We start from the raw sequence: 16,757 nt of genomic DNA, 5'->3' as shown, positions 1-16,757 counted from the left end.
TGAAACGCTTCGAAGCGTATTCGGTCGTGCTCTATCCAGCTGAGCTACTGGGACATATTTTTAATCATTTCATCATTAAGACATTATTAATTATATTTGTATATCATACTAATGTCAATAACTTTCAAGTTAAATATAATTAAAAATTCCCTATTGCAGTAAATATTTACTGCAATAGGATTATATTATAATACAAATTGATGTCTTAATGGAAGTAGTTCTTGATGATTGCTTGTGAAAAATTTAGTGGTTATTTGATTTTGGTCTTTTTCAATAATGGCATAAGTTTTTTCTAGACGTCCCCGCGGCATAAAGATACTGCCTGGGTTTAAAAATAATGTTCCATCTATTATTTCTGCGCCTAATGCATGGGAATGACCGAAAAAAACAAAATCAGCACCTACTTCCTTCGCTTTATAAGAAAGATTCATTAATGTCATTTTAACATTATAATGGTGTCCATGTGTAACAAAAATAGTATTCCCTTTAATCATTTCTGTCATATCCAACGGATACGAACGATCGTAATCACAATTTCCTCTTACACCTATAAATCCCTGCATTTCTTCACTGTCGGCGGGTAATTCAGAATCCCCGCAGTGGATCATAGCGTCAACTTTATGTTGATATTCCTTTTTTATATCGACTAATTCACTTGTTAATCCATGACTGTCGCTCACCACTAGCAACTTCATTCCCCATCATCCTAATCAAATTATTATATCTTCAAGCAAAGAAATAAGCTTTTGAATTGCCTTGGCACGGTGACTAATTAGATTTTTTTCTTCGGAGGATATCTCGGCCATCGACTTGCCTTTATCCTTTATAAAAAATATGGGGTCATACCCAAAACCATGTGTCCCACGTTTTTCTTTTAAAATTTCCCCTTCACAAGTACCGGAAACGGTTCGGGTTTCTTCACCCGGAATCGCTAAAGCAATAGCACAATAAAATCTTGCTGTCCTATCTTCCTTCGGTACGTTTTCCAATTCAGCAAGTACCTTTCTAATATTTGCATCATCATTCTTTTCTTCACCTGCAAACCTTGCAGAATATACACCCGGTCTGCCATTCAGCGCATCGACAATTAAGCCGCTATCATCTGAAATAACCATCCTGTTAAACCGCTTTGATATCGTTTCTGCTTTTAATATAGCATTTTCTTCAAAGGTACTTCCTGTCTCTTCAATATCGGAAACATCAGGAAAGTCAAGTAAGGTTTGAACTTTAATATCATATGGGGAAAACAGCTTTTCAAATTCTTTCGCTTTTCCTTTATTTTTCGTTGCGATAATGACCTGTTTATTCTCCCTTTTACTTATTTTCATTTACATTTCCCTCTATTTTTAAAGAAATATCACCGAGCGCTTGTTTTTGAATGTCGAATAGTTCCTTTATCCCTTTTTGAGCAGCTTCTAATAATTGCTGAAGCTCTTGAACGGAAAATGTTGCTTCTTCACCAGTTCCTTGCAGCTCAACAAATTCCCCTTTTCCAGTCATAACTACATTCATATCAACCTGGGCAGAGCTATCTTCAGCATAATTCAGATCTAATACCACTCCGATTTCCTGAAGAATTCCGACACTTGTTGCGGCTAAAAAATCCGTTATAGGAAATTTTTTAATCGCTTTTGTCTCATACAGGCTGTTTAGTGCTAATGACATAGCTACAAAAGCACCTGTAATAGAGGCTGTTCTTGTTCCTCCATCTGCTTGAATGACATCGCAGTCAATCCAGACCGTTTTCTCGCCAATTTGTTCCAAATCCACAACGGCCCGTAAAGCACGGCCTATTAAGCGTTGAATCTCCATTGTTCTGCCTGTGACTTTTCCTTTTGAGGATTCACGAATATTTCTTTGTTCCGTTGCACGAGGAAGCATGGAATATTCTGCAGTAATCCAACCTTTTCCGCTGCCTCTCATAAAAGGAGGAACCCTGTCTTCAATACTTGCATTACAAATAACTTTTGTATCACCTACAGTAATAAGTACAGATCCTTCTGGGTGTTTTAAATAATTTGTTTCTATATGTATTGGCCTTAATTGAAATGTTTCCCTGCCATCTGCTCTCAATTATTTTACCTCCTTGTATACTAAAGGTACTTCCGTATAAATTATTGCTTTTACTTTTGTGAAAAGTATTAAATCAGTTTTGTTTTGAAGCATCCATTTAAAAAATCAACTGCGAATTTTGATGTTTTTGATAAAAAAGCAACAGAGATTAAGAAAAGAGCCTACATGAAAGAAGAGGCGGCAATAGCCGACCCCTTTCGTTACATTCTATAGTATATCAAATATTTGCTATTAAAAACTACCCGTGTTTACTTTTTCCGGTCTTGTTACCGGTTTTGTCAAAGATTTTCCTTGTCCATCTACCAATTTCGTACTTCCGTTGACCTCAATGGATACCTTTTGAATATCTGGTAATTCTGTAAGGGAAAGAACAAGTGGATCTATCACATCTTCAGAAATTTGTTTACTCTCAAAGCTGCTAATTATTTCTTCATTGAAATTAAGCGTCACATTTCCTTTCTCCACTTTTGGGTCGGATAATAATTGCACATCTGAATTAAACGCCGACAGTAGATTGGAACTTTGCTTTGGGCCTTGTGCCAATGCCTTTACAATTGCTTTAATATCGTTGTTTTCAGAGTTGGATATACGTTTTGTTACAGGAACATAATAGACTTCATCTGCGTTGTTCTCAGCAGGATAATATACTGTTACAGGATGTGTATTCGTAATATCTACCACTCCAGATGTATCCACATTAATTCCATCTTTTCTTGTCAAACCGTTAGGATTAATAGCTGTTCCGTTAACGGGCATTTGTGAAAGCTTATGGCCATTTACTTCAATTTCTACTTTTTTAACGGTATTAAATTGGGTCAACGTCCATGTAATGGACTGAAGAATTTTTTGTTCCTCTTCTGCTTTGTACTTTTTAAAATCATTTGAAAAATCAACAAGAGCTGTCCCATTCTTAATATCAACATCTACTTCCGTATTAGCAGGTAACACCGCTTGAAAACCATTAGGAAGCAATTCTTCAACAGGTCCGCCTTTTACTAAATATTGAAGTGCTTGTTTAGCTACACTGTTGCTTTTCGGTAACGGAAGAGTTTGTGCCACGACATATCCATTTTTATCTATTAAATAGAGTTCCGTCATTATGGCGTTTTTACTAACCTTGTTATTAGTTTTTACCCCAGATTTCTGATCATAGGAAACTTTTTGAGGCGGATCAATTTGTTCTTTTTTATCACTATTGAACAATCCGCACCCAGTTAAGTACATACTTGAAGCCAGTACTGTTACAGCAATGGTATTTTTTACTTTTTTAGACACCTTGATTCCCTCCTAAGGACAGTTTGTACTATTATCTATACGAGCTATCTGAATGAATTAGACCCGATAAAATAAAAAAAGAAACCATCGATTAAAAAATGGTTTCTCCTAAATAGATGGTCTCAACATTGTCAATTTGTTGTTCTAACCAATCCGAAGCGATATCAGAAAATATTTTATTTGAACCAGTAGTAAAAAATCTATGTTTCGGAGGGGTGCAGACATCAGTAAATATATCATGAAAATAAAGAATTGTACTGACTTCTCTGGCTGTTTCTTCCCCAGAGCTAATAATCTGAATATGTTCCCCCATTGCTTTTTTTATAAGCTTTTCCAAGAGCGGATAATGTGTACAGCCCAAAATAAGGACATCCATATCGGCGTTCTGAATAGGCTCAAGTGATTCAAAGACCATTTTTTCAGCTATAGTTCCATGGTATTCTCCACTTTCTACTAAAGGAACAAATTTTGGACATGCTAAGGATGTAACCTGTACTCTCCGATTGATGGATTTTAATGCTTTTTCATAAGCACTGCTTTTGATGGTTCCAACCGTTCCAAGAACACCGATTTTAAAGCTTTTGGTAATTTTTAATGCTGCCCTGGCACCTGGATAGATAACCCCAAGCACCGGTATTTTAACGACGGATCTTATTTCATCTAACACTACCGCAGTTGCAGTATTACAAGCAATAACAAGCATTTTTATATTATGGTTTAGTAAGAAATTGGTCATTTCCCAGGTAAAAGCCTTTACCTCTTCTACTGGACGTGGACCATAAGGGCACCGTGCAGTATCGCCAACATAATAAATAGTTTCATTAGGCAGCTGCCGCATAACCTCTTTTACAACGGTCAGTCCACCGACCCCCGAATCAATAATGCCAATTGGTTGTCTCAAGCATCTCGCCTCATTCTGTCTTCATTTCATGATGTAATTTTATAAGATTGTCTTTTAATAGTAGAACTTCATCAGACGAGAAGTTTTTTAATATATCCTGTAAATATACTTGTCTTTTTTTAATCACTTCATCTATCATGCTTTTTCCTTTATCAAGCAAGTGAATTCTAACTACGCGTCGATCGTGAGCATCTTTCACTCTGACAACTAATTCATTTTTTTCCATTCGATCAATTAAATCAGTTGTTGTGCTGAATGCTAAGTACATTTTATTAGACAATTCACCTATTGTCATATCCCCTTCTTCAAATAACCATTGCAAAGCCACAAATTGAGGTGGTGTAATTGTATAATTACTTAGGAGTTCACGACCCTTTTGTTTAATAATAGCAGCAATATATCGAAGATCTTTTTCTATTCTAGCAACAATATCTAAATCATGTTGCATTAATTCACTCTCGTTAATCATTTTATAGCGTACCTCCAATCAAAACAAATAAGCAGCTACAACTATTGTCACCTTTTTTAATTGAAATTTCAAGAAAGATTTATTTACATACATTTAGAAGGGTATACTAATACCTGTATTACACTTTTCATTCCATACCACGATATTTGGGCATTCTGGATTATTCTTCATAAACAAAACCGACTGCCATCAGCAGTCGGCTTTGTTTAAAGCTTAAGCTCTCCCATGCGAAGAAGTTCTACCACAGCTTGAGAACGCCCCTTGACCCCAAGCTTTTGCATGGCATTGGAAATATGATTTCGAACTGTTTTCTCACTTATAAACAATTCGCTTGCAATTTCTTTCGTTGTTTTGTCTTGGACTAGCAGTTCGAACACTTCTCTTTCTCTTTTTGTAAGCAGCGGTTTGTGTGTGAATTCGTTGTCCTTCAACTATTGTAACCCTCCTTGCCTTCGCCAGCTTTAAACCGCGGGGATGGGTATTTTGATTGTCAGAATATCATATGTGAAAGAAATAATGAGAGTGACATCTGAAGACAACGAAAAAACGAAAAAAAGAAAAATGTGCTATTTTCTTGGTTTACCAAATAAAATACATTTCATTATAAAACTTATTTTATGGTACCATTAATTTTATTTTTTCATCTTCTTCCCATGGTACTCCTTTTCCAGTTACAGTGGACATTTGAACCATAGAGCCTCTCCCAACTAAGCATACTTCGTCCTTTTGATTGATTGCCATATAATGAATATCGACAGAAGAGTTCCCAACCTTATTTGCCTTTACAAAAAGCTTTAGTTTATCCCCGAAAAATATTGGCTTTAAATAATCACATTGCAGATCAGCTACTACGGGGATGGCATTGTTTTTATTCGAAAGCCAGTCACCCATAAATCCCTTATCTTTCAAAAATTCAATTCTTGCTTCCTCAAAATATGTAAAAGCAACTGTATTATTTAAATGGCCAAACATATCTGTTTCGGAAAATCGAACGGAAATAGGATGAAAAAATGAAAATTCCTGCTTCCATGCTGCAAAGTCTTCAATGTATAAAATGTTTTTCATTTTGGTTATTCCTCCTCAAAAAAATGAATGAATATTCATTCTTTAATTATAACTGGGACTATCAAAATGAGAAAGAAATTTTCAAAAATATCTTTATCCTTTGTTCAATACAAAAAAGGTCTTCAGTCTGAGACTGAAGACCCTCTGTCCTATTAATCAACCATATTGTCGCTTCCGAAGAAGTTTTTGAACATTTGGAAAGTCGTTGCACGGTTTAGTGCGGCAATGGAAGTTGTTAAAGGAATACCTTTAGGACAAGACTGTACGCAGTTTTGTGAGTTACCGCAATTTGCAAGTCCTCCATCTCCCATAATTGCTTCTAAACGCTCGTCTTTATTCATTGCACCAGTTGGATGGGCATTGAACAGACGTACTTGTGATAATGGAGCAGGTCCAATAAAACTAGATTTGCTGTTTACATTTGGACAAGCTTCTAGACAAACACCGCAAGTCATACATTTAGATAACTCGTAAGCCCATTGGCGTTTTTTCTCTGGCATACGAGGACCTTCCCCAAGGTCATATGTGCCATCGATTGGAATCCATGCTTTAACCTTTTTCAAAGAATCAAACATACGGCTACGATCAACCTGAAGATCACGAACAACAGGGAAAGTACGCATTGGTGCAAGACGAATCGGTTGTTCTAGCTTATCAACAAGAGCTGAACAGGATTGTCTTGGTTTACCGTTAATTACCATTGAGCATGCACCGCAAACCTCTTCCAAACAGTTCATATCCCAAGTTACTGGAGTTGTTTTTTCACCTTTAGCATTGACCGGATTTCGGCGAATTTCCATCAATGATGAAATAACGTTCATATTTGGACGATACGGAAGTACAAATTCCTCCTCATAAGGCGCTGAATCCGGATTATCTTGACGTGTTATGATAAAACGTACCGTTTTTTGTTCACTCATCCTTATTTCTCCTCTTTCTTTTAAGTATTGTCGCGTTCACGAGGCTGTATAAGGGATACATTAATATCCACAGGAACTACCTTTTATGGATATTAATGTTTTTTTGTATAGTCACGTTCGCGAGGTTTAATTAATGATACATCAACATCCTCATAGCTAAATGTAGGTGCATTGTTTGCTGCATCATATTTAGCTAATGTTGTTTTTAACCAATTTTCATCATCGCGTTTAGGGAAGTCTGGCTTATAATGCGCACCGCGGCTTTCGTTACGGTTTAATGCACCAATCGTAATAACACGTGCAAGCTGTAACATATTTTGTAATTGACGTGTAAACGCTGCAGCTTGATTACTCCATTTTGCAGTATCATTAACATTGATGTTTTTATAGCGTTCCATCAATTCAAGAATTTTGTCATCCGTCTTTTTCAATCTATCATTGTAGCGTACAACCGTAACATTGTCCGTCATCCATTCGCCAAGCTCTTTATGAAGAACATACGCATTTTCAGTACCATTCAAGGATAGAATATTATTCCATTTTTCTTCTTGTTCTTTTACTGCATTATCAAAGATTGAAGAAGACAAGCCATCTGTGCTAGTTTCTAAACCTTCTATATAATTAACTGCTTCTGGACCTGCCACCATACCACCATAAATAGCTGATAATAAAGAGTTAGCACCTAAGCGGTTGGCACCATGTTGTGAGTAGTCACACTCTCCGCAAGCAAATAAACCTTCAATATTAGTATGCTGTTTGTAATCAACCCATAATCCACCCATAGAATAATGAACAGCTGGGAATATTTTCATTGGTACTTTATGTGGATCTTCTCCAACAAATTTTTCATAAATTTCAATGATACCACCAAGTTTTACGTCTAATTCATGCGGATCTTTATGGGAAAGATCAAGATAAACCATGTTTTCACCATTGATTCCTAGCTTCATATCAACACACACATTAAAAATTTCACGTGTTGCAATATCACGTGGAACAAGATTTCCGTATGCAGGATATTTTTCTTCAAGGAAGTACCAAGGCTTACCGTCTTTATATGTCCAAATACGTCCGCCTTCACCGCGCGCTGATTCACTCATAAGGCGAAGTTTATCATCACCAGGAATTGCAGTTGGATGAATTTGAATAAATTCACCATTTGCATAAGTTGCACCTTGTTGATAAACAATCGATGCAGCAGAACCAGTATTAATAATAGAGTTTGTAGATTTTCCGAAAATAATACCAGGTCCACCAGAAGCCATAATTACAGCATCTGCTTCAAATGCTCTAATTTCCATCGAAGTTAAGTTTTGCGCTACAATACCGCGGCAAACTCCTGCATCATCTCTGATAATTCCAAGGAATTCCCAGCCTTCAAACTTATTTACAAGTCCCGCAACCTCATGGCGACGTACTTGTTCGTCAAGTGCATATAATAGCTGTTGACCAGTTGTAGCACCCGCAAATGCAGTACGGTGATGCTGAGTACCCCCAAAACGTCTGAAATCCAATAAACCTTCTGGTGTACGGTTAAACATAACTCCCATACGGTCAAATAAATGGATGATTCCTGGTGCTGCATCACACATTGCTTTAACAGGAGGTTGATTTGCTAAAAAGTCTCCTCCGTACACGGTGTCATCAAAATGGATCCAAGGCGAATCTCCTTCACCTTTAGTATTAACCGCACCATTTATTCCACCTTGTGCACACACAGAGTGAGAACGTTTCACTGGTACGACAGAAAACAAATCTACTTTTTTTCCTGCTTCCGCTATTTTAATAGTTGACATCAAGCCGGCTAACCCGCCGCCGACTACGATGATTTTTCCCTTACTCATCGTGACTCACTCCTTTTTAAAACTACAAAACCAATATTGAGATCCCCGCTGGAATTCTGTGCATCAGAAGATCACAGGGAGATCCGCATTCATGAAAACTTAAAAATTATTTGTTAGACACGAAAACATCCTAACAAATTTGTGGCTCCGTTCCTTTTTTCCTTAAGCAAACCAGCCTGGATATGCAAAAGCGAATAATGCACGTAAACCGATGATAGTCAATACCACAAACACTACTAACATTACATATGACGAAATTTGTTGTGAACGTGGTGATTGAGTAATTCCCCAGCTTACACAGAATGACCATAATCCATTTGAGAAATGGAAAATTGTTGCAACTACTCCGATTATGTACCAAATAAACATAGCTGGATTTGATAAGATGTTTTCCATTAATTGAAAGTCAAGTGTTTCTTGACCTAATGCAACTTTAATTCGAGTTTCATACACGTGCCATACAAGAAAAATAAACACGATGATACCTGAAATTCGTTGCAAAAGAAACATCCAGTTTCGGAAAAATCCTAGTCTGCTCACATTATTTTTTGCTGTAAATGCAATATAAAAACCATAAATTGCGTGAAACAGCAGTGGTAAATAAATTAGAAAAATTTCAAGGAAAATTAGGAATGGCAGACTTTCCATAAATGAAACTGCATGGTTAAATGATGCTTGACCATGTGTTGCAAAATGGTTCACTACTAAGTGGACAACCAAGAAGGCACCAATTGGAATGACACCAAGCAATGAATGTAATCTGCGGTTTAAAAATTCACGATTTCCGGCCACAATTTACCCCCCTTAGATTAGAGCGTGCATAGCAAAACATGCTAATTAAAATATAGCATTTTTATTTTTCCTTACTATGCATCAAATTTTATGCTTTTATGTGACATACCCATTTTACTCCCCCTTAGATTAAGCGTCAAGGAAACGTATACAGAAAATAGTCGAAAGATGTCCATAATGTTTGACCTTTTTGCACATATAATTTTATGAATGTTTCATTAAATCTGAATAACAAAATGCAATATTTGGTTACGATTTTGTAAAATTTTTTTATCAAACTGACCTCTATTTTTGTATATAATATCCTTATGGTAAAACGTTTTTGCATTAATTGTTGCTTTCGTCATTATTTATAAATCGTAACATGGCTTGGTGTCGGGGCGTCTTTTCTTATAGATTTTTCCATTTTTTAACTTAATTACGGTTGTAACCAAGACCTTTCGTATACAAAAGCAACAAAGTTTAAGAAAAGAGCCTTATAGAAAGAGGGGAATAACTTGAGAGCGTCATTACAAATTGAAGAAGATAGCATGGAGAATACCGAACAGCTTACAATCCCTGCCTTTGGCTATGAACTAATCAGAGAAGTGTTAATACCTGAATTACTTGGAAAGGAAACACCTGAAATCTTATATTGGGCAGGAAAGCATCTTGCAAGAAAGTTTCCTTTAGTATCAATGGATGAAGTTATTTCTTTTTTCGAAGAAGCAGGTTGGGGTTATTTACAAATCCTGAAACAAGATAAGCATGGCATGGAATTAGAAATCACAAGCCCGCTTATTACAAGACAATTGAAATTAAAAACAGACGGATGTTATAAACTTGAAGCCGGGTTTTTAGCGGAACAAATTCAAACACAAAAAAAAGTAAGAACAGAAGCCTATGAAGAGGTCATGAAAAAAACGCAGGTCATTCGTATAATTCTTCGTTGGGATATAAAGGATACTATTATGAATGGGTAATTTCGAATTCAAAAAAAAAAAAGCCTGATATAGGCTTTTTTTTCTGGGCAATTTTTTTATTATACTTGTTGCTCCACCACATCTAATCCAAATGCTGTATGAAGAAGTTGAGCTGCTTTTACCATATAAGATTCTTCCAAAACAGTAGAAACTTTAATTTCAGATGTACTCACCATTCTTATTTGAATTTCATTCTTTGTTAAACAATCAAACATTTTTGCTGCAACACCTGGATTTGAAATCATCCCCGAGCCCACAATCGAAACCTTTGCAAGTCCGGATTCATATTCAAAATGATCAAAGCATAGTTCGTCTTGTTTCGACTCTAATAATTGAATAGTATCCCGTAAATCTTCGTGCTTGATTGTGAAAGACAGATATGGATTTTCTCCATCTGTTTGGTTTTGAATAATAATATCTACATTAATATTTTTGTTTGCGAGTGTCGTAAAAATACCAGATAGATTTGTTAATTTATCTTTCAAACCGAAAACTGTTATTCTTGTGATTTCATCTTCAAAAGCAACTCCGCGTACAATTAAGCTTTTTTCCACCTGAACTTCCTCCTCAATAAACGTTCCATCTTCATTAACCATGCTTGAACACACTTCCAATGGCACATTGTAATTTTTAGCAAACTCTACTGCCCTGGAATGTAGCACACCTGCTCCCAAATTGGAGAGTTCCAACATTTCATCGTACGAAATAGCACCAAGCTTTCTTGCAGTAGGAATATAACGAGGGTCAGAAGTAAAAACACCCGTCACATCGGTGTAAATCATACATTTATCAGCATGAAGTGCAGCTGCTAATGCTACCGCAGTTGTATCAGATCCACCCCTGCCAAGTGTGGTAATTTCGTTATTTTCACTAACCCCTTGAAAACCTGCTACAACAATGATGCGATTTGCAATCAGGTGGTGCCTAATATTTGTTTGATCAATGTTTAATATCCTTGCGTTACTATGTACATTTTCCGTTAGTATTCCAGCCTGCCATCCGGTCAATGAAACAGCTTCAAACCCCGCTTCCGCTAACGCTATAGATAATAATGAAATGGTCACTTGCTCTCCAGTTGATAAAAGCATATCCATTTCACGCTTGCTTGGGTAAGGAGAGAGTTCCTTAGCAAGTGAAACAAGCTGATCCGTTGTTTTTCCCATTGCTGATACAACGACAACCACATCATTTCCTTTCTTTTTTTCCGCTATAACTCTTTTTGCCGTATTTTTAATTCTTTCAATCGTTCCGACAGATGTTCCGCCAAATTTTTGTACAACTAGCCCCAATCTTTTCGCCCGCTTTCCAATTATTATCTGTGCCATTCTAATTGCTTTCTTCGCAGAACTAAAAAAGAGCAATGAGAAAGATATCTCATTGCTCTAGTGAATACGTAAAAAATAATACGACAATCACAACCGCGAGATAGCTCTCCAAGATGCTCACACATCTTGACAATCCTGCATTTATTCAATGCAGAACCAGCAGAAACTGAAATGAGCCAATTTCCACTTCGGCAAAACTTCCTTTCATAGCTTTTCATTGAAACTCATTCTTCTCCAAGCTCTTACTAATAAGTTTTGCTCCTCTATCACTTTTATTATGAAGGTGATAAATGATTTAATTTTTTAAAATTATATCACAACCATTATTTTTTGACTATACTAACTTTCTAGTCTTTCTTTCAAAATTTCCGCTACATTATGTGGAATTCCAAGTTCAATAAATTCTTCCAAAGGAGCTTCCTTCATTTTCTTAATAGACCCAAAATGGCGAAGCAGCAATTTTTTTCGTTTTTCCCCGATTCCAGGGATATCATCCAGTGATGATTGAAAAGCAGATTTCCCTCTTAGCTGACGGTGGAAGGTAATAGCAAATCTATGGACTTCATCCTGAATTCTTTGCAGCAAGTAAAATTCTTGGCTGTTTCTTCCTAATGGCACGATTTCCAGCGGGTTTCCGTACAACAGCTGTGAGGTTCGATGCTTTTCATCCTTTGCTAAGCCAGCAACAGGTATATCAAGACCCAGTTCATTTTCTAAAATATCCTTTGCTGCATCTATTTGTCCTTTTCCTCCATCAATAATAATTAAATCAGCTAAAGGCAGGCCTTCCTTTAAAACTCTGGTATATCTTCTTCTAATTACTTCACGCATAGACTCATAATCATCAGGTCCTTTAACGGTTTTAATTTTATACTTTCGATACTCTTTCTTTTCCGGTCTGCCATCAATAAAGACAATCATTGCTGATACAGGATCTGTCCCTTGTATATTGGAATTATCAAATGCCTCGATGCGATGAGGTGTATAAATACCCATTTCTCTCCCTAATGACTCGACTGCCTTAATGGTTCTATCTTCATCTTTTTCTATCAAGGCAAATTTCTCTTTTAAGGCAATAGCCGCATTTTTTTCTGCTAATTTTACTAAATCTTTTTTCGGCCCAATTTTTGGCTGTATCGTTTTCACCTCTAGCAATTGCTCTGCAAGCTCTTTATCCACTTCTTTAGGAATTAAAATTTCCTTCGGTTTAAAATGATTCGGAAGTAGATAAAACTGTCCGATAAATGTTAAAAATTCTTCTTCTGGCTCATCATAGGTTGGAAACAGCGAAACATCCCTTTCAATTAGTTTCCCTTGCCTGATAAAAAAGACCTGAACACACATCCAGCCTTTATCTACTGAATAACCAAATACATCTCTATCTGTAAAATCGGTCATCGTTATTTTTTGTTTTTCCATGGTTGTTTCTATATGGGTAATTTGATCACGATACTCTTTCGCTCTTTCAAATTCTAGATTTTCGGCGGCCTGCTCCATTTTTTTCGTTAATTCCACTTTTATTTCCCGATATCCGCCGTTTAGAAATCTACTAATATCATCGACCATTTTTTGATAGGTTTCTTCCTTCACTTCATTTACACATGGTGCCAGACACTGCCCCAAATGGTAATATAAGCAAACACGGTCCGGAAGTGTGGTGCATTTTCGTAATGGATAAATTCTGTCCAATAATTTTTTCGTTTCATTGGCTGCCTGTACATTTGGATATGGGCCAAAATATTTTCCCTTATCCTTTTTTACTTTCCTGGTAGTAATTAAACGGGGATGTCGTTCATTGGTTAATTTAATGTATGGATAACTTTTATCATCTTTTAACATGACATTATATTTTGGATCATGTTTTTTGATAAGATTTATTTCAAGTAATAATGCTTCTATATTCGAAGAGGTAACAATATATTCAAAATCCTCAATTTCATTTACTAGTCTTTGCGTTTTTCCATCGTGCGATCCCGTAAAGTAAGATCTTACCCGATTTTTTAGGATTTTAGCTTTTCCGACATAAATAATGGTTCCTTGTCGATCTTTCATTAAATAGCAGCCTGGCTGATCAGGAAGGAGGGAAAGTTTATTTTTAATCATTTCATTCATTTCTTTCACCTTTCAAAAAATCCGAGTCACAAGACTCGGATTTCCTTTTAAATAATAAGAAAGTATATGTTTTTTTAACATATAACATAATTCTTAAATTTAGTCATTGTCTAGCTACAGCGCCTATCAGCTAGCGGATACGGCAAGACACTTTCGCTTTTCTTTCATCAAGCATGTTTATTGATAAACTCAACTAATGCTTCTTTCGGTTGATAACCGATTACTTTATCTACTTCTTGTCCGTCCTTCATAAGAATGAGAGTCGGAATGCTCATTACACCATATTTACTTGCAGTTTCTTGATTTTCATCAACATCTAATTTGGCGATTTTTACTTTATCACCAAGTTCTGCATCCACTTCTTCCAATACAGGTGCAATCATTTTACAAGGTCCGCACCAAGTTGCCCAAAAATCTACTAATACTAAACCTTCGCTGGTTTCAGCAGCAAAGTTTGCATCTGTTACATGTGAAATTGCCATAATCACTTGCCTCCTAATTTTAACGTTAATGAAAGTATATCATCCTAATGATAATCATGCTAATGAAAAGTTTCAATTAATAAATTTCCCTTGATTCACACCCTTATTCACATGCAGAACTTAAATATTTTTCAAGCGTAAGGAGTTTAATACAACAGAGACAGAGCTAAAGGCCATAGCTGCGCTTGCAAACCAAGGAGGTAATATCCCCATCATGGCTAGTGGAATACAAATTAAATTGTACATAAATGCCCATGCAAAATTTTGCTTAATATTGATCATGGTTTTTTTACTGATGCTAATAGCATCCGCTACCCTATTTAAATCACCGTTCATGATTGTAATATCGCCCGCTTCAATAGCAATATCGGTGCCGGTCCCTAACCCCACCCCAACATTCGCAACGGACAATGCCGGTGCATCATTAATTCCATCACCGACCATAATAATTCGATTTCCTGCCTTTTGATAATCTTTTATCCAATTTGCCTTACCTTGTGGAGAAACTTCTGATTTATAATGCTTAATACCGGTAATATTTGCAATACTCTTTGTCGTTATCGGATTGTCACCGGATAACATAACAATCTTTAAGCCCATCCCTTTTAAACGGGTAATTGCCTTCTTTGCTGTTTTTTTGATTTCATCTCTAACAGCTATAATCCCATGAATACGATTATCTATGGAAACCAGCATGACTGTTTTCCCTTCTCCCTCCATTTTTTTGAGGTGCTTATATACTGGATTAAGCTGCGTCTTTTGATGCTTTTCAAAATAATGGACACTGGCAACCTTTATTTTTCTATCCATTACAATTCCTTTTACACCATATCCAATCATTACTTCTGAGCTTGCAGCTGTAGGAATATCGTTGATCTTTTTTTCTATTGCATCTGCTATAGAATTACCTATTGGATGATTTACTCCCTTTTCGACAGAGCCGACAAGCTGCAGAAATAAATTTTGCTCCATATCTCTAACCAGGATATCTGTTACTTGCAGCTTTCCCTTCGTAATCGTACCCGTCTTATCCAGAACGACAATATTATTTTTACCTAGGAGTTCAATCATTTTTCCTTCTTTAAAAAGAATTCCAAGCTTGGCAGCACGTCCACTTCCGACCATAATAGACAATGGCGTTGCTAAACCCAACGCACAGGGACAGGAAATAATTAAAACTGCAATCATTTTCTCCATTGCTTCACTCATTACTCCGGGAGCTAAAATAAAATACCAAAGAAGAAATGTCACCATGCCCAGAATAAGGACAACAGGGACAAAAAAAGCTGTAAACCGGTCTGCAATATTTTGTATAGGAGGTTTGGAAAGCTGTGCTTCTTCTACAATGTCAATGATTTTTGATAACAGGGTCTCGGAATGTTTTTTTGTAGCTTTCAATGTGATTACATTTGATAAATTAATGGTTCCTGCATAAACAATTTTTCCTTTTTTCTTCTCAATCGGAATACTTTCTCCAGTTAACATGGATTCATTTACGGTTGTTAAACCACTCATAACTTGTCCATCAATAGGGATTTTTTCACCGGCCTTTACTATTACAACATCACCTGGATTAATATCCCCAATAGATTTTTTTATCTCTTTGCCGTTTAAAATAATAGTTGCTGAATTTGCTTTTAACTTATTTAATGAATGAATGGCATCCATTGTTTTTCTCTTTGTCTTTACCTCGATTAATTTACCAATCAAGACAAATGTAATAATCAAAACACTTGTTTCATAATGAAGATGGATAGGAGGAAGATCATGATCCATCTTAAATGAAAGAACTGTAAGATAATGGCTATAAAAATAGGCGGATGTTGTACTTATCACAACTAGTACATCCATTGTTGCTCCACGATTTTTAATGGCATTCCAAGCACCCTCGTAGAAAGGAAAGGCAATGATAAACTGAACAGGGGTTGCAAGCATTAGCTGAAACCATGGACTAAAAAACATTTGGGGCAATTCAATATTTATCCAGTTAGATTGAACAAACATTGTTAATACTAACGGTAAGGAAAATATAATCGATACAATTACCTTCCAAGTCAAGGAAGTAATTTCTTTATTATTCTCCTTATTAACATGTTTGTCTTTTTGATTTATTAGGGTTGGAATATATCCTAATTTTTTTATCCTTTCTAGGATGGTTTCATTTGAAATATAAGCCGAATCATATACAACCCTCCCTTTTTCTGTTGCTAAGTTAATATTTACATCAAAAATTCCTTCCAATTTCAAAACTGACTTTTCAATTCTTCCAGAACAAGCGCTACAATACATTCCATCGATATTTAGATGGATAGTTTCTATCATTTTTATCACCAGCTTCTACCTGATCATTATTACTACTAAGTTTATTAGAAACTTTTTTCAGCTAGAACTGGTGTGTTTAAAAGAACAAATGCGAAAAGCGCCTTGCCCGTCTGCGTATGGATTTCGTAGTCGCTCACCTCGAGGTAAAGGAAACACAGTGAGATAGTTCACGAACAAGTGAACTTACATTTTCAACGAGTAAAATTTGAAATGTA

At 36.1% G+C, this 16,757-nt stretch carries 16 protein-coding genes and 1 riboswitch; of the genes, 1 reads left to right on the top strand and 15 read right to left on the bottom strand.

Features of this window, described 5'->3' with window-relative positions; translation table 11 throughout:
* Positions 1-185 precede the first annotated feature (185 nt).
* From AN964_RS07580 to AN964_RS07530, 11 genes are all read right to left on the bottom strand, one after another.
* A complete protein-coding gene (locus AN964_RS07580) occupies positions 186-695 on the bottom strand; it encodes a metallophosphoesterase (protein WP_055739095.1) in 510 nt (169 codons plus the stop codon).
* Positions 696-710: 15 nt separating this feature from the next.
* Positions 711-1,328, bottom strand: a complete 618-nt coding sequence (locus tag AN964_RS07575) for an XTP/dITP diphosphatase (protein ID WP_055739094.1) — start codon at positions 1,326-1,328, stop codon at positions 711-713.
* Positions 1,315-2,073 carry a ribonuclease PH gene (rph, locus tag AN964_RS07570; protein ID WP_055739093.1) on the bottom strand — a complete coding sequence of 253 codons (759 nt, stop codon included), beginning with the start codon at positions 2,071-2,073 and terminating at the stop codon, positions 1,315-1,317. Before rph ends, AN964_RS07575 begins: the two co-directional genes overlap by 14 nt.
* A 231-nt stretch (positions 2,074-2,304) precedes the next feature.
* Complete coding sequence (locus tag AN964_RS07565) at positions 2,305-3,348, bottom strand: GerMN domain-containing protein (RefSeq protein WP_437177099.1); 1,044 nt, start codon at positions 3,346-3,348, stop codon at positions 2,305-2,307.
* A gap of 91 nt (positions 3,349-3,439) precedes the next feature.
* Entirely contained in the window at positions 3,440-4,249 is an 810-nt protein-coding gene (gene racE, locus AN964_RS07560; protein WP_055739092.1) for a glutamate racemase, read from the bottom strand.
* A 10-nt stretch (positions 4,250-4,259) separates the two neighbouring features.
* Positions 4,260-4,718, bottom strand: coding sequence for a MarR family winged helix-turn-helix transcriptional regulator (locus tag AN964_RS07555; RefSeq protein WP_055739091.1), 459 nt, complete (start codon positions 4,716-4,718; stop codon positions 4,260-4,262).
* 206 nt (positions 4,719-4,924) lie between these two features.
* Entirely contained in the window at positions 4,925-5,149 is a 225-nt protein-coding gene (locus tag AN964_RS07550; protein ID WP_055739090.1) for a helix-turn-helix domain-containing protein, read from the bottom strand.
* 184 nt (positions 5,150-5,333) lie between these two features.
* The gene (locus tag AN964_RS07545; RefSeq protein ID WP_055739089.1) at positions 5,334-5,783 is read right to left on the bottom strand and encodes an acyl-CoA thioesterase; all 450 of its coding nucleotides are present in this window, start codon (positions 5,781-5,783) and stop codon (positions 5,334-5,336) included.
* 152 nt (positions 5,784-5,935) lie between these two features.
* Positions 5,936-6,703 (bottom strand): succinate dehydrogenase iron-sulfur subunit, encoded by a 768-nt coding sequence (sdhB, locus tag AN964_RS07540; protein WP_055739088.1) that lies wholly within the window; start codon positions 6,701-6,703, stop codon positions 5,936-5,938.
* 92 nt (positions 6,704-6,795) lie between these two features.
* The gene (sdhA, locus tag AN964_RS07535; RefSeq protein ID WP_055739087.1) at positions 6,796-8,547 is read right to left on the bottom strand and encodes a succinate dehydrogenase flavoprotein subunit; all 1,752 of its coding nucleotides are present in this window, start codon (positions 8,545-8,547) and stop codon (positions 6,796-6,798) included.
* 162 nt (positions 8,548-8,709) lie between these two features.
* Positions 8,710-9,339: a succinate dehydrogenase cytochrome b558 subunit gene (locus AN964_RS07530; RefSeq protein ID WP_055739086.1), complete on the bottom strand. Its 630-nt coding sequence runs from the start codon at positions 9,337-9,339 to the stop codon at positions 8,710-8,712.
* A gap of 497 nt (positions 9,340-9,836) precedes the next feature.
* Here AN964_RS07530 and AN964_RS07525 point away from each other — a divergent pair, with 497 nt between their 5' ends.
* Positions 9,837-10,301 (top strand): YslB family protein, encoded by a 465-nt coding sequence (locus AN964_RS07525; protein WP_437177098.1) that lies wholly within the window; start codon positions 9,837-9,839, stop codon positions 10,299-10,301.
* 59 nt (positions 10,302-10,360) lie between these two features.
* Here the strand turns inward: AN964_RS07525 and AN964_RS07520 are convergent, their stop codons facing one another.
* The 4 genes from AN964_RS07520 to AN964_RS07505 form a co-directional block, all read right to left on the bottom strand.
* Complete coding sequence (locus tag AN964_RS07520; protein ID WP_055741172.1) at positions 10,361-11,590, bottom strand: aspartate kinase; 1,230 nt, start codon at positions 11,588-11,590, stop codon at positions 10,361-10,363.
* A 129-nt stretch (positions 11,591-11,719) separates the two neighbouring features.
* A riboswitch (Lysine riboswitch) is annotated at positions 11,720-11,900 on the bottom strand.
* 65 nt (positions 11,901-11,965) lie between these two features.
* On the bottom strand, positions 11,966-13,738 hold the full coding sequence (gene uvrC / locus AN964_RS07515) for an excinuclease ABC subunit UvrC (RefSeq protein ID WP_055739085.1): 1,773 nt from the start codon (positions 13,736-13,738) through the stop codon (positions 11,966-11,968).
* Positions 13,739-13,905: 167 nt separating this feature from the next.
* The gene (gene trxA / locus AN964_RS07510) at positions 13,906-14,220 is read right to left on the bottom strand and encodes a thioredoxin (protein ID WP_055739084.1); all 315 of its coding nucleotides are present in this window, start codon (positions 14,218-14,220) and stop codon (positions 13,906-13,908) included.
* A gap of 120 nt (positions 14,221-14,340) precedes the next feature.
* A complete protein-coding gene (locus AN964_RS07505; RefSeq protein ID WP_055739083.1) occupies positions 14,341-16,542 on the bottom strand; it encodes a heavy metal translocating P-type ATPase in 2,202 nt (733 codons plus the stop codon).
* Positions 16,543-16,757: the final 215 nt, after the last annotated feature.

It is taken from the genome of Heyndrickxia shackletonii, from assembly GCF_001420715.1.
Taxonomy (GTDB): Bacteria; Bacillota; Bacilli; order Bacillales; family Bacillaceae_C; genus Margalitia; species Margalitia shackletonii.
This window is presented reverse-complemented; position numbering and strand designations above follow the sequence as displayed.

Bases quoted from the DNA above. Each gene is read 5' to 3' on its own strand.
- AN964_RS07580 (WP_055739095.1), bottom strand. From the start codon at position 695: ATGAAGTTGCTAGTGGTGAGCGACAGTCATGGATTAACAAGTGAATTA.
- AN964_RS07575 (WP_055739094.1), bottom strand. From the start codon at position 1,328: ATGAAAATAAGTAAAAGGGAGAATAAACAGGTCATTATCGCAACGAAA.
- AN964_RS07555 (WP_055739091.1), bottom strand. From the start codon at position 4,718: ATGATTAACGAGAGTGAATTAATGCAACATGATTTAGATATTGTTGCT.
- AN964_RS07545 (WP_055739089.1), bottom strand. From the start codon at position 5,783: ATGAAAAACATTTTATACATTGAAGACTTTGCAGCATGGAAGCAGGAA.
- sdhB (WP_055739088.1), bottom strand. From the start codon at position 6,703: ATGAGTGAACAAAAAACGGTACGTTTTATCATAACACGTCAAGATAAT.
- sdhA (WP_055739087.1), bottom strand. From the start codon at position 8,547: ATGAGTAAGGGAAAAATCATCGTAGTCGGCGGCGGGTTAGCCGGCTTG.
- uvrC (WP_055739085.1), bottom strand. From the start codon at position 13,738: ATGAATGAAATGATTAAAAATAAACTTTCCCTCCTTCCTGATCAGCCA.
- trxA (WP_055739084.1), bottom strand. From the start codon at position 14,220: ATGGCAATTTCACATGTAACAGATGCAAACTTTGCTGCTGAAACCAGC.
- AN964_RS07505 (WP_055739083.1), bottom strand. From the start codon at position 16,542: ATGATAGAAACTATCCATCTAAATATCGATGGAATGTATTGTAGCGCT.